Here is a 13,225-nt window from a genome sequence, read left to right on the forward strand (position 1 = left end):
TAGCGTGGACCCAATGTCCGGATAGCGCTCCCGCATTGCTGCAGACAGTCCTGTGGGTGTTTCCCACAGGCCCACCAGGTTGTTCGTGCCCGAAAAACCCAGTTCGGCGGGTTTCGCCTCCCCACGGGGTCAAAGCCTGCCGGCTCGCCCGCGGATCTTCGTGCCCGCGCCTCTATCAAGTGGTAAAGACCCTATCACGTTACACTTTACCAAACAAGAGTATTCGTATATAACGTTTAAAAAATGCAGGGATATGCTGGAAACATGTGCGCCACAATCCTGTATCACAATAAGTTGCAACAGATGTGCCTTACGAAGGGATTCTCTATGACCGAGCTCCAAGAACTCCGTCGCTATCGCCGCGATCTCCATTGTATTCCGGAGCTCGATTTCGATCTTCCGCAGACTATCGCCTATATCGAGGGCGTGTTGGCGCCGCTCGCATGCGAGGTGACCCATCCGTGTCCCAGCTGCGTCTGCGCTTTCTTCGACGCTGGCGTTGGTGCCGCGCGTGCCACGGCGATTCGCGCCGATATGGATGCGCTGCCCATCGCGGAGGCGACGGGAGCGGCCTTTGCCTCGACCCATCCCGGCAAGATGCACGCTTGCGGACATGACGGACACATGGCCATGGCGCTTGCGGCCGCGACGTATGTCGACCGTACGATTCGCGAGCAACCGGGCGCCATTAGGCGCAACGTTCTCTTTGTGTTCCAGCCGGCCGAGGAAACGACCGGTGGTGCCAAGACGGTATGCGAGAGCGGCGTGTTCGAGCGCTACGGGGCGGATCGCATCTTCGGCTTCCACGTGTGGCCCGATCTGCCCGCCGGCACGTTGGCGAGCTGCCCCGGTCCGTTGCTGGCGCGTTCGAGTGAGACGCATATCCATATTCACGGGACGAGCATCCATATCGCTAAGACCTATGGCGTTCCGGTCGAGGAGTCGCACGATGCGGCGCTGGCGGCTGCCAAGTTCTTGGTTGCCGAGCGCGAACTGATGGATGAGCTGGGTGCCGACGAGCCCTGCATTGGTAAGTTCGGCCTGCTGCAGGCCGGCGCCGTCTGCAATGCGGTGGCGGGGGAGGCCCATGTTGCCGGCAGCCTGCGTGTGTTTACGGACGACATGTTCGACCGGGCGCGCGAAGGCGTGCGCCGCGTGCTGGACGATGCCTGTGCCGCAACGGGCTGCACGTATGATCTCGACTTTGCCGAGGGCTATCCGCCGGTCGACAACGACCCCGAGTTGTTTGCCAGCGTCGCGCCTGCCTTGCCCGGGCTGCAGCTTGTGGAGGAACCGCTGCTGATCGCCGAGGATTTCGCGTTCTATCAACGCCATCTGCCGGGCGTGTTTTTCCTGCTGGGCACGGGTATGCCAGAGGACCAAGACAACCCGAGTGATTCGGATGGCTGTCCCGCCTATGCCACAAGCGCTCTGCATACCGATAGCATGCTCTTCGACGAGGAAATCCTTCTCAAAGGCCTCGATGTCTACAAACGATTGCTTTTGCTTGACTAAGGCGCAAAGGACTATTTGTTCTAGAAAACACGAACAAACGTACGATATAATAGAGATGTAAGTCTATAGAAACGTTTGACGTTACTAACGTAAGGCGATACTATGATTGCATCGTATAAAGATGAGGATACCGAACGCTTTGCCATGGGTGTGCGGGTCAGGAGGTTCGTGCCCTTTGAGCGTGTTGCGTTGAGGAAGATTCGCCAACTGCAGGTTTGTGCTTCGCTTGATGATCTTCGCGTTCCACCGGGCAACCGCCTGGAAGCTTTGAAGGGCGATCGTGCCGGTCAATATAGCATCCGTGTTAACGAGCGCTATCGGGTCTGTTTTGAGTGGAGACAGGAGATGGCTTGGAATGTCGAAATCGTCGATTATCACAAGTGATGAGACTTCGGCCGATTTGCTGTCGCCGGTGACTCCTGGTGAGCTTCTCAAAGAGGAGTTTCTTGTTCCCATGGGCATTTCTCAATATCGCCTTGCGAAAGAGACTGGGATTCCGGCTCAGCGTATCGGGCAGATTGTCTTGGGAAAACGTCGCGTGACGGCCGACACCGACCTCCGTCTTTGCCGTTATTTTGGCCTGACGGATGGTTATTGGCTGCGCGCTCAGGTGGCGTTTGACCTTGAGGCCGAGAAAAGGCGGATCGAACCGGAGCTGAATAAGATCGTTCCTGTCCAGCAGGCCGCTGCGTTGTAGTGCTCAAAGATATTGAGGTTGGAGTGACGATGGAACGACGCCGACAGTCTGCCGTTTATAGTCCCGGTGGGTGTGGATGCGGCTTGTTGTTGCTTCCGGTTATTGCTGTGAGCATTGGCGTGATGTTTGCGCTTGCTGGGCTGGCTGCGGCGGCACTCGTACTGTTTATCACTGCCATCGGCGTGACGATTTGGCTCTGCCGCAATCGCGAGCGACGCCGTGCCGGCGGTAAAGCCAATGTCGGCTGGGTTGTATTCCTGGTCATTGCGTACCCGCTGAGTGTCAGCTACCTGGTGTTCTTTGTCCTGTTGATGGTCAGTGCCTTTACCGGGGAATCCGTCACGGTGGGTTGATGCGCTGCCGGCAGACGGTCGCGCAAAGTGCGTTTGCTCGGCGTTTGGATAACTGCATTGGCCGTTTATCGCAACCTTAGCTCTCAGCTAATGAATTCAAGTTCAATCCTTCCTACGATGTGCTGTGTGCCGGCACGGTAGCCGGATCGTAGGAAGGATGAATAATGGCAAAAGAGGGAAAGAAGCCGATCGGCAAGATTGTCCTAGGCATCATTGTGGTGCTGGTTATTGTCGGTGCCGTGGGCTCTATGGGCGGCAACTCAACCGATTCGTCTGCGAGCGATTCGGCAAAACCTGCCGAGACGACACAGCAGGCTGAGGAGCAAAAAGAACCGCAAGAACCGTATACCATTGCTGACGAGGCTGAAGACACTTCCAATCAGTTTGCCTATAAGATCACGGGGACGCTGACCAATAACACGGACAAGGAAAAGAGCTACATTCAGATTGAGTATGTTCTGTATGATGCTGATGGCAACCAGGTTGGAACGGCTCTTGCAAACACCAATCATCTGAAGGCGGGCGGCTCCTGGAAGTTCGAGGCGCTGGGCACGGTGTCTCCCGATCAGGTCGCCAGTTGGGAGCGTTCGGACGTAAGCGGTTTCTAGCATGTTGTATGCACTGGGGGAGGTGAAGTCGTATGCCCGATAAAAAGCTGACTGACGAGTTACTCAATGAGCTTCTCGACGCGCCAAACATCGATGGCTATATCAAAGAACACGACTTTGCCGCCCCGTCGCTTTCGGACTACCTGAAGCAGCTACTGCAGGAAAAGGGCTTGGAGCGCTCGCGCGTGGTTCGTATGGCCGATCTCAATGAGACCTTTGGCTATCAGATCTTTACCGGTGCGCGGCATCCGAGCCGCAATAAGGTGCTGCAGATTGCCTTTGCGATGGCGCTGACGCTCAAAGAGACCAACCGTGCGCTGACGGCTGCCGGGGTAAGCGTCCTTAACTGCAAGGACCGCCGCGATGCGATTATCATTTTTTGCATCGATCGCGGGTGCAGCCTCCAAAAGGTCAACGAGGAGCTGTATCGCTTTGGCGAGGAGACGGTGAGTTAGCGGCTGATATCTGAGCCGGCGGAGCTGCCGAACAACGATGCAAGCGAACGGGGCGCAGATGCCATGGGGTGTCTGCGCCCTGCGCTATGATGGAGGCTATGGATACTCAGAGCCCAACATATTCCGATGACGAGCTGACCGCAGCGCTTGCCGAGCACCTGGCGTCGCTCGATCGCGACGACAGCTATCGCGTGGAGCGTGTACTTAAGCGCTCGTCCGTCGAAACAACCGAGCTCGTGTACTTTGAAGGAACCGGCGGTGGTTCGCTCGGTCCCTTTGTTCGTAAACGCATCGATGCTTCGGCTCAAATCGGCGGGGCATACGAGCGTCTGTTTGCCGCTCAGCGGGCAGGCAGGCGTTTTGAGCACCTGCCCAGAATCGTCGATTGTCGTCGTGTGGGCGACGAGCTCAACGTGGTTATGGAATACATCGAAGGGGAGACACTCGGGGCGCTGGTGGACCGTCTGGGAGCCACCCCCGATTATGCGCGTGAATTGTATCCTGCCCTATGCGATGCCGTGGGCGAGCTCCATGCCGGTTTTGCAATGGCGGGGGAGACGTCGGCGCCGGTGATCCATCGCGACCTCAAGCCGTCGAATATCATCGTGACAGGTGCCAACTATACGCCTGATGACGGCCTGGCATTTTCATCGCTGGTGATTATCGACCTGGGGATCGCGCGCGTATGGCGCGATGGCGCCGATGCTGACACCGTCAAGTTTGGCACGCGACCCTATGCGCCGCCCGAGCAGTATGGGTTTGGGCAGACGAGTGTGCGCAGCGACGTCTACGCACTTGGCGCTCTGTTGTTCTTCTGCTTGACGGGAGTCGACCCTAAACCAGGGCTCGACATGCGTGAGCAATGCGAGGCATGCGGCATTCCCACTCCACTTGCCGATGCCGTCTGCATGTCGATGGCGCTCGACCCGGCCAAGCGTTTTGCGAGCGCGGAAGCGTTGGGACGGGCGACGCGCGCGGCATACGATCTAAGTCGCCCCGTGCGGCCTCCTGCGCCTGTGCTTGTCCGTACTCCGGCCTCGGAGACGGTGTTGACGCCCCAAGGGCTCCAGAACCCCACAGGGCTTCCTAGGCCTGCCGCCTCCACTGCATGCGGTCTGCTCTCTCGCGTTCCGGAGTCTCTGGGGCGCATTTGGAATACGCTCGTCTTCTTCTCGCTGCTTGTGTTCTTTGCCGGAAGTCACTTTGCCGTCTTTCACCCCACCGGAGCAAACCAAAGCTACCCGACGTGGCTTCTCATAATCGAGTATTTTTTCTTTGTCGATGGCCTTATGGTGCTTATGCATTTTGCGCTGCTCGATAAGCGCCGTCTTCGTCGGCGATTCGCACTGCTCGACAGCTATCGCGGCAAGAAACTCGCGAAACTCTGGCTCAAGGCATTGGGTGTGCTGCTCCTATGCATGATTGTCATAGTCGCGGTTGCCAATGCGACCGGCGTCGTCGATACTTCCGCCACCTAAAAGAAAAGGACCCCATTGGGGCCCTTTGCAGTTGCACTTAGATGCGGTTCATCTGAGCGGCGACTTTGTTGTACCAGTCCTGCCACGTGGGCGGGCAGTACTTTTTGGCCGCTGCCGGGGTAAGGGTGGAGCCGTAGTTGGCGCCCAGATAGGCAACGTGAGCGGAGATGCCCTCGCTCCAGCTGCCAAAGCTGCGCCAACCGCCGCCACGTGCACTCCAGCCCCAGGCGTTGTAAGAATTGGCGCAATAAGCACCCTTGGTGCTCTCGATGCAGGCGATGGCGGGGGACCAACGGGGGTCGACACCGGTATTCCAAGCGGCGACGGCAAAGTTATAGCCTTGGCCTGCCATGGGGGAGCCGGCGAGATAATTGTCGATGCGGCCTGTCCACTCATTAATGAACGAATCGTAATCGGAGCTACCAGTATTGGAGCTGTTCACCGTGGTGTCGATGGTGGTGTTGGTGTTGGTGGCCTGGCTGCTGGAATTGCTGCCGCTTACGCCCTCGCCCGAGAGCTTCTCGGCGGCAGCGGCCTTATCGGCCTCAAGCTTGGCAAGCTCGGCGGCATTTTCCTGCTCGGCTTTTGCCTGTGCCTCGCTGCGGAGCTGCTGGGCCTGCGCCAGCGCATCCTCGGCGTTTTTCTGCTCTGCCTCAAGCTGAGACTTGGCCTGCTGGAGCTCAGCCTTGTTCTGCTCGAGTTCGGTTTGCATGTTATTGAGCTCTTCGATCTCGTCGACGCTCGAGCTCGTGATCTGGTTGGTGTATTTGCAAGTCGTGATGAACTCGCCCAGGCTCTGCGCATTGACCAGGAAGCTCACGATAGGATTGGTGCCCTTCTGATACTTGTACAGATCGCGCATGGCGGAGCTTGCCTTGGCCTGCTGCTCGGGAAGCTTAGCCTCGATTTCCTCGATGCTTGCCTCATTGGAATCAATCTGCTTTTGCAGGTCATCGAGTTTGGTGCGGGCGTCGTTGTAGGCGCTCGTGGCGGCTTCAATCTTCTGCTGGGCTGCGGAAAGCTGGTCCTGCGTTGCCTGCGAGGCGGCATACGCCGCAACGGGGGAGAGCATCGGCGTGGCCGTCAGCGCAACGGCGAGCACGGCGCTCGTGATGATACGAGCCGGCTTCGACGCAATGAGCGCTGCGGTGCGATGATTCGAATGCTGCATCCAGTCCCTCTGCAATCAATCGTAGGTTATGGTTCGAACGGTATTCTACTACTGCTTTCGACCCCAACTTGAACCTTAAAGGTTCCAAAGGGTCAAGTTGAACTTGAGGCTTTGGCTTTGACCTGCAGTTATGATGAATTGTTGAGAAACCATAGAGTTCAACTTTAACGTTACAGAGCTCTGTTTGAGAGGGGTTTTGGGCTGTAAAAGCCATCTCAACGTGGGGTTTTATAACTACAGCGTGCCCTTCTGGCGAGCCTGCTCAATCTCTTCGAGGGCCTCGGCGGGGGTGAACGAACAGGTGCCGTCGCCGAGTTTGATTACCTGGATATCGTCGCCGGCGTAGACCTCTCCGCCCTTTAGTACCACGCCAAAAACGCCCTCGTGGGGAAAGATGCAGTCGCCGGCGAGATAGTAGATGGCACAGCGTGTGTGGCAGACCTTGCCGATTTGGCTGATTTCGACAAGCACCTCGCTGCCAAGCTTGAGCTGTGTGCCCAAGGGGAGCGAGAGCAGGTTGATGCCCCGGGTTGTGAAGTTCTCTCCGAAGTCACCCTTGCGCACATCGAGTCCGCGGGCCTGCGCCGTCTGGATGGACTCTGCGGCCAAAAAGGAAACCTGACGGTGCCAATGCCCGGCGTGTGCGTCGGAGGCGAGGCCAAATTGCTCTATAACGGTGTCGTGTCCATCGGCGACGGGCGACTTGCGCGTGCCCTTGTGTGCCGACGTGTTGATCGAGACGATGCGGGCGGGTCCGTTGTAGGCGTCGTTTGCCGTGCACAGGGGAGCGGTCGCTTTCGCACGTTCCGCCAGCTCGCGCTTCGCGGCATTGAGGATAGGATTATCGGTCGGATGGTCTTGGGGCACGTGTGCGCCTTTCGTTTGAGGATGTCAATACGCTGAATCCTACAACAATGGTAGGTTCATTGCCCATTGTCATACAACGGTGAGCGCCGTCTTCGTGCTGGCCTTCGTGCTGGACGATTACGTCGATTGCCATAGATACGGTGGAGCTTTGGGCGCCGGCGGCTTGGCACGCTAGAATAAATCAGTTGCGCAAAGACCGCCCGTTGTGTGGGCAGTTCATGATAGGAAGTTTCCATGGCATTGCAATTTACAGAGCGCGAGTTCATTCCCGTGCTGCTTGGTGGCGACATCAACGCCTATTCGGTGGCGCGCGCCTTCTACGAGGAGTACCAGGTCAAGAGTCTGGTCTTTGGCAAGTATCAGACGGGTCCCGCGTACCGCAGCCAGATTATCGACTACACGCCCAACGTGGATATCGACACCATGCCCGTGATGCTCAAAACCGTCAACGGCATTGCCCAAGCGCATGCCGACAAGACGATTGTCCTTGTGGGTTGTGGCGACAACTATGTCGCTCTCGTGGCTCAAGCCAAAGATGCTCATGAGCTGGCGGATAACATCGTCGCTCCCTACGCGCCCTACAGCATGCTCGAGCAGTGCCAGAAGAAGGAGATCTTCTACGAGCTGTGCGAGAAGCATGGTGTGCCCTATCCGCACACGTTTACCTTTACCAAGGCGATGCTTAATGCCCAGGGTGAGGCGCCTGCCGAAGTGCTCGACCAGATCGATTTTCCTTACCCGATGATTCTGAAGCCTTCTGACGGCATCATGTGGTGGCAGCATGAGTTCGAGGGTCAGAAGAAGGCCTATGAGATTGCCGACCGCGCCGAGCTGGAACAGGTCATTCGCGATTCGTATGCCAGCGGCTACACCGACGATCTGATCTTGCAGGACCGCGTGCCCGGCAACGACGAGTACATGCGCGTGCTCACCAGCTATTCCGACCGCAACGGCAAGGTGCGCATGATGTGCCTGGGCCATGTGCTGCTCGAGGAGCATCAGCCCCACGGTGTTGGCAACCATGCCTGTATCATTACCGAGCCCAACGACGAGCTCATGGGCGGCGTGCGCAAGTTGCTCGAGGACCTTCACTTTGTGGGCTATTCCAACTTTGACGTTAAGTACGACGAGCGCGACGGCTCGTTTAAGTTCTTCGATTTCAACACGCGCCAGGGCCGCAGCAACTACTACGTTACCAACAGCGGCTTTAACGTTGCCAAGTATGTGGTGGACGAGTATGTGTTCAACCGTCCGTTTGAGCCGGAGTTTGTGACGGCTCAGGACGAGGCCCTGTGGATGGTCGTCCCCATGGGCGTCGTCGACAAGTACGTCAAGGATCCCGAGTTGCGTGCGAAGGTGCATCGCCTGGACAGGGAAGGTAAGGGCGCCGACCCTTCGTTTATGAAGGGCGACTTTGTCTTTAACCGCTGGCTGCGCATGTGGCACACCAAGCTGCGCCACTTTAAGCTGTTCAAGACGTATTACAAGTAGATGAGCGCGGCGCCCGTCCGGTTTGCATCGGGCGGGCGCGGGTATGATACGCGCAATTGCGCAAGCGTCACCAAGGAGGCGGCGATGGAAAAGCTGGGAGTTATCGGCGGCATGGGCGCCGAGGCCACGTCGTATTACTACGACCAGGTGGTGCGTCATACGGCTGCTGCCTGCGATCAGGAACATATCGACATGGTGGTGCTCTCCAAGTCGACCATGCCCGACCGCACGTTGGCCATTAAGACCGGCGAGCATGCCAAGCTGCTGGCGACCATGAAAGAGTGTGCCCAGGCACTCGAGTCGCTGGGCTGTGCGCACATTGCCATTCCCTGCAACACGTCGCACTACTTCTACGACCAGATCCAGTCGTTTACGAAGGTGCCGATTATCCATATGCCGCGTGAGTCGGTGCGCTATGCTCTGGCCGGTGCGGTGATGGGGGAGTGCGAGTTCGACCCCAACCTGAGTATGCCGGCCGAGCCAGTGCACAAGATTGGCATCATGGGCACCGACGGAACCGTGGGCGCGGGCGTCTACGGCCGCGAATGTAAGGCTGCGGGTGTTGAGGTTGTCTATCCCAGCGAGAAACGTCAGAACGATGTGATGTCGCTTATCTACGATGATGTGAAGGCCGGACGTGAGCCCGATATGGATAAGTTCGACCGCGTGATGTGGGAGTTCGCCCGTAGCGGCTGCGACCGTGTCATTCTGGCCTGCACCGAGCTATCGGTGCTGCAGAAGTACCGAGAGATGCCCGAGATCACCCTCGACGCCATGGATGTCCTGGTGCGCGAATCCATCATCCGCAGCGGCGCTCTCTATCGCCTCTAGCTTCCGACCTGCCAAAAAGGGACAGGTTAATTTTGGTAGGTTTTATCTGGTGAAACAGTAAAGGCCTCGGCTCGTTTGGTGCGAGCCGAGGCCTTTTGCGTTGGGCGGTTGCTGTCGGTGGTGAACTAGAACAGGAAGCCGATGGCGATGAGGACGATGCTGACGATGAGCACGGCGATGTCCAGGCCCTTGATGGGGTAGCGCTTGTACGAGCTGGCGCGCGTACGCAGATAGAAGCCGCGCTGTTCTGCCGCCAAGGCTGTGGCATCGGTCTTGCCCACGCTCGAGATGAGCAGCGGCACGCACAGTGGCAACATGAGCTTAAGCTTCTTGATGGGGTTTTTGGTGTCGTACTCGACGCCGCGTGCGGTCTGCGCCTCCATGATGGCGTTCATCTCCTGACCAAACACCGGCACAAAGCGCAGCGCCGTGGTAAAGGTGAAGGCATAGCGATACGGTACGTGCAGCACCTCGACGCAGGCGTTGGCAAGGTCGTTGAGCTTGGTCACCATGAGCATGAGGATGAGTGGTAACGCCACACCCAGCAGGCGCAGGCAGGCCTTCGATCCTGTGATGAGGCCCGTGTCGGTGATAAAACCCCATACCACGTTGCCATCGCGCATAAAGGCCAGCTGGAGCACCAGCATGATAAGCGCGAGCGGAATCAGCAACTTGAGCAGCGAGAACAGACGGTCGACGACGCCGGCATAGGCACCCAGCGCAAGGGTGAGTGCCAAAAAGCCCAGCAGCGCCACGTAGGTGTCGGACAAGAAGATGCCGACGATGATGGCGGCAGCGAGGCCCAGTTTGACGACGGGATTCAGGCGATGCAGCAGCGTATCGCCCGGCATGTAGTCGATGACGTTAACCACGGTGGACCATCTCCTTGGTAATTCGAACGACATCGGTGACCTCGCTCACCTGCGCAAAAGCGGGCGAGACGGAAGATGCCAGACGGCGCGAGAGTTCAATAACCTGGGGAGGCTCCACGTAGGCACGCCGCATGAGATCGATGTTCGAGAATAGCTCGTGCGTGCGGCCGCGGTCGAGGATGCGACCGTCGGCCATTACCACAATGCGCTCGGCAAAATCCGAGACGACTTCCATATCGTGGCAGACCATGATAACGGCGCAACCGCGCTCGGCCATGGTGCGCACCGTTTCCATGACGGTCATGCACTCGCGGTAATCAAGGCCGCTCGTGGGCTCGTCGAGCACGACGATCTTGGGCTCAACCACTACGACGGAGGCAAGCGCCACCATTTGTCGCTGGCCGCGCGAGAGCGAGAAGGGCGCCTCGTCGGCCGGCAAGCCAAAGCGGTCGATGACGAGCTGGGCGCGACGCAGCGCCTCGGCACGGTCGATGCCGGTAAGCTCCAGGCCAAAGGCGACCTCGTCGAGCACGGTGTCCTTGCAGATCTGGCGGTCGGGGTTTTGGAAGAGGGTCGCGACCTCGCGAGCGATGCGGCTCGTGGGAACGGCTGCGGTATCCAGTCCCGTGACGCGCACGCTGCCCGAGGCGGGCTTAAGCAGGCCTGTGAGCAGTTTGGTGAGCGTGGTCTTGCCGGCGCCGTTTTGGCCGACGATGCCCACGAGCTCGCCAGGATAGAGCGTCAGGCTAAGGTCGTGTACGGCGGCGCCGCCATTGGGATAGGCAAACTCAACATGGTCGAAGGTGAGTACGGGTTCGGCGTCCTTGGCATGAGGGCGCAACGACGGTGCATGCGGGGAACCGGCGGGCGCCTGGGCTTCGATAGCCGCGCGTGCGGGGTCGACGATGCCCGAAATCAGGCGCTCGGCCTCATCGACATCCAAGCAGGGGGTACCGCTTACCATGCCATCGGCCTCGAGGCTATTGAAGATACGCGTGACGCGAGGGCAGTCGACGCCGATGGCACGGAGCTCGTCGGTATGCGCGAAGACCTCGTGTGGCTCGCCCTGCAGCGCAATTTCGCCATGGTTGAGCACGAGCACGCGGTTGCAGTACTCCGAGAGCAGGGCGACCTTTTGCTCAACGACGACGATGGTGATTCCAAGTGCGCGGTTTGCCTCACGCAGCGTCTCGAAGACCAACGTGGAGCTGGCGGGGTCGAGTGCCGCGGTGGGCTCGTCGAGAACCAAGACGTGCGGGCGCATGGCGAGGATGGCGGCGATGGCTACCTTTTGCTTCTGTCCGCCCGAGAGCGTGGCGATCTCGCGGTCGCGCAGGTCGCTGATGCCGACGGTCTCGAGCGTTTCGCTCACGCGCTGCTTGATCTGGTCGTGGGGAACGCCAAAGTTCTCGAGGCCAAAGAGCATCTCGTCCTCGACGACCGAAGCGACCATCTGCGTGTCGATATCCTGCAGCACACTGCCGACGATTTGCGACACGTCGGTGAGCGAGACTTCGCAGGTGTCGTGGCCGTCGACCATGACGGACCCAAAGAACGTGCCGGTGTAGTGGTGGGGCACGGCACCCGACAGACAGGCGGCAAGCGTGGACTTGCCGGCGCCCGAGGGCCCGATGATGCCGATGAAATCTCCCTTGTTTACGCTGAGCGAGATGTGGCTGAGCGCCTGCTCGGTCTGCGTGCCATAGGAGAACGAGACATCGTCGACGTTGATGATCGTTTCCATGGATACCTTTCATAGTCATTGGGGACGTTCTTACATGACCAGTCGTTTAAGAACGTCCCCAAAAGCTAGTCGTTTGGGACAGTCTTTGCTGGTGGGGCAGCGATGAGTTAGTTGAGCTTCAGGGCCTTCTGGATGGGCAAGTAGAGGGCGCCGACCAGAATGGCGTTAAAGACGGCGGTCATGGCGACGACGGGCAGCATGGCGGCGGCGAGCTCGCCGACCACGCCGAGCATGGCCATCTTGATGATCATGAAGATGACGCCGGAGACAAAGGTGGTCAGGAAGGTTGCAACAATGGCGATGGCGGGCTTGACCTGACCGTTCTTGCCGGCGGCGTTGACGATGCCGGCCATGAGCATGGCGGCGATGCCCTCGGCGGCAAAATCGACGAAAGGCGAAGTGGTGGTGATCTGGATCACGGCAGCTGAGATGAGGCCAATGACGAGCGCCTGGCCGATGTTGGGGCGAACGACCAGGATGGTGAGGCAGAAGGCCGAGATGATGAACTCGGGGCTGATCATGCCGCCCGAGATGCCCGAGATGGCCTTGCCGACGGTGAAGTTGAGGATGAAGCCGGCGGCGAGCAGGATGGCGAGCAGGACGAGAGCACGGACGTCGAGTTTGCCGCGGTCGGCGGTCTGGATGGTGCGGGGCTGGGCGGCGGTGGTGTTCTGAGACATGGTGAAAATCCTTTCGGAAGGGGAGTGCAAGAGAAAAGCGGAGGCGCGTGATGCGAATGCGATCGGGCTCGAGATAGAAAAAAGGCCCCCGGTCGAAACCGGAGGCCTTTCAATCACCTAGAGCGCAAAAACAGGCGTGAGGGACTCACTGTCGACCGATCGTATTCGCATCACGCCACCACCAGTTGTTGAGAGAGTTCATCGTGTTCTTCATGTTGGTGGCTCCTTTCGTGATGCCGTGGCGCGGTCGCACCTAGTTGCTGTTGCGCTGCACTATAGCACAGCGAAGTGTGTGCGGGGAAATCTTTTTTGAAAAGATTTCAGGCGGGTTTCCCGCCTTGATTATCAACTTCATCCGAACACCTCCCACATTCATCCGCACATGTGCGGATGAATGTGGGAACCCGATACCCTGAGGGCCGGACCGGCCGGCCCCGGGAGATCGGAGGACGGCATGTCCGGA

At 58.7% G+C, this 13,225-nt stretch carries 14 protein-coding genes and 1 riboswitch; of the genes, 9 read left to right on the forward strand and 5 right to left on the reverse strand.

Features of this window, described 5'->3' with window-relative positions:
* Positions 1-14: 14 nt before the first annotated feature.
* Positions 15-183, reverse strand: a riboswitch (Lysine riboswitch).
* A 144-nt stretch (positions 184-327) separates the two neighbouring features.
* The 7 genes from AAAX77_RS05965 (at position 328) to AAAX77_RS05995 (ending at position 5,106) form a co-directional block, all read left to right on the forward strand.
* The gene (locus AAAX77_RS05965) at positions 328-1,515 is read left to right on the forward strand and encodes an N-acetyldiaminopimelate deacetylase (protein ID WP_349105265.1); all 1,188 of its coding nucleotides are present in this window, start codon (positions 328-330) and stop codon (positions 1,513-1,515) included.
* Positions 1,516-1,617: 102 nt separating this feature from the next.
* Positions 1,618-1,899 carry a type II toxin-antitoxin system RelE/ParE family toxin gene (locus tag AAAX77_RS05970; RefSeq protein ID WP_006234335.1) on the forward strand — a complete coding sequence of 94 codons (282 nt, stop codon included), beginning with the start codon at positions 1,618-1,620 and terminating at the stop codon, positions 1,897-1,899.
* Entirely contained in the window at positions 1,871-2,212 is a 342-nt protein-coding gene (locus AAAX77_RS05975; protein ID WP_055309779.1) for a HigA family addiction module antitoxin, read from the forward strand. Before AAAX77_RS05970 ends, AAAX77_RS05975 begins: the two co-directional genes overlap by 29 nt.
* Positions 2,213-2,241: 29 nt before the next feature.
* Positions 2,242-2,565 (forward strand): hypothetical protein, encoded by a 324-nt coding sequence (locus AAAX77_RS05980; RefSeq protein WP_349105266.1) that lies wholly within the window; start codon positions 2,242-2,244, stop codon positions 2,563-2,565.
* Positions 2,566-2,729: 164 nt separating this feature from the next.
* Entirely contained in the window at positions 2,730-3,173 is a 444-nt protein-coding gene (locus tag AAAX77_RS05985; RefSeq protein WP_349105269.1) for an FxLYD domain-containing protein, read from the forward strand.
* Positions 3,174-3,205: 32 nt separating this feature from the next.
* Positions 3,206-3,628: an XRE family transcriptional regulator gene (locus AAAX77_RS05990; RefSeq protein ID WP_217107740.1), complete on the forward strand. Its 423-nt coding sequence runs from the start codon at positions 3,206-3,208 to the stop codon at positions 3,626-3,628.
* A 98-nt stretch (positions 3,629-3,726) separates the two neighbouring features.
* Positions 3,727-5,106 carry a protein kinase gene (locus AAAX77_RS05995; RefSeq protein WP_349105271.1) on the forward strand — a complete coding sequence of 460 codons (1,380 nt, stop codon included), beginning with the start codon at positions 3,727-3,729 and terminating at the stop codon, positions 5,104-5,106.
* A gap of 37 nt (positions 5,107-5,143) precedes the next feature.
* Here the strand turns inward: AAAX77_RS05995 and AAAX77_RS06000 are convergent, their stop codons facing one another.
* Complete coding sequence (locus AAAX77_RS06000) at positions 5,144-6,277, reverse strand: hypothetical protein (protein ID WP_349105273.1); 1,134 nt, start codon at positions 6,275-6,277, stop codon at positions 5,144-5,146.
* A gap of 234 nt (positions 6,278-6,511) precedes the next feature.
* Positions 6,512-7,144, reverse strand: coding sequence for an MOSC domain-containing protein (locus AAAX77_RS06005; protein WP_349105275.1), 633 nt, complete (start codon positions 7,142-7,144; stop codon positions 6,512-6,514).
* 234 nt (positions 7,145-7,378) lie between these two features.
* On the opposite strand from AAAX77_RS06005, the gene AAAX77_RS06010 reads away from it, so the two are divergent.
* Together AAAX77_RS06010 and AAAX77_RS06015 are read left to right on the forward strand one after the other, a co-directional pair.
* Positions 7,379-8,635: an ATP-grasp domain-containing protein gene (locus AAAX77_RS06010; protein ID WP_349105277.1), complete on the forward strand. Its 1,257-nt coding sequence runs from the start codon at positions 7,379-7,381 to the stop codon at positions 8,633-8,635.
* An 84-nt stretch (positions 8,636-8,719) separates the two neighbouring features.
* The gene (locus AAAX77_RS06015; protein ID WP_349105278.1) at positions 8,720-9,466 is read left to right on the forward strand and encodes an aspartate/glutamate racemase family protein; all 747 of its coding nucleotides are present in this window, start codon (positions 8,720-8,722) and stop codon (positions 9,464-9,466) included.
* 125 nt (positions 9,467-9,591) lie between these two features.
* On the opposite strand, the gene AAAX77_RS06020 is transcribed toward AAAX77_RS06015, so the two are convergent.
* From AAAX77_RS06020 to AAAX77_RS06030, 3 genes are all read right to left on the reverse strand, one after another.
* Complete coding sequence (locus AAAX77_RS06020) at positions 9,592-10,338, reverse strand: energy-coupling factor transporter transmembrane component T (protein WP_349105280.1); 747 nt, start codon at positions 10,336-10,338, stop codon at positions 9,592-9,594.
* Positions 10,331-12,082 carry an energy-coupling factor transporter ATPase gene (locus tag AAAX77_RS06025; protein WP_349105282.1) on the reverse strand — a complete coding sequence of 584 codons (1,752 nt, stop codon included), beginning with the start codon at positions 12,080-12,082 and terminating at the stop codon, positions 10,331-10,333. The genes AAAX77_RS06020 and AAAX77_RS06025 overlap by 8 nt, the downstream gene beginning before the upstream one ends.
* 107 nt (positions 12,083-12,189) lie before the next feature.
* Complete coding sequence (locus AAAX77_RS06030) at positions 12,190-12,762, reverse strand: hypothetical protein (protein WP_349105283.1); 573 nt, start codon at positions 12,760-12,762, stop codon at positions 12,190-12,192.
* Between the last annotated feature and the right edge of the window lie 463 nt (positions 12,763-13,225).

The organism is Collinsella sp. CLA-ER-H6, from assembly GCF_040092305.1.
Taxonomy (GTDB): Bacteria; Actinomycetota; Coriobacteriia; order Coriobacteriales; family Coriobacteriaceae; genus Collinsella.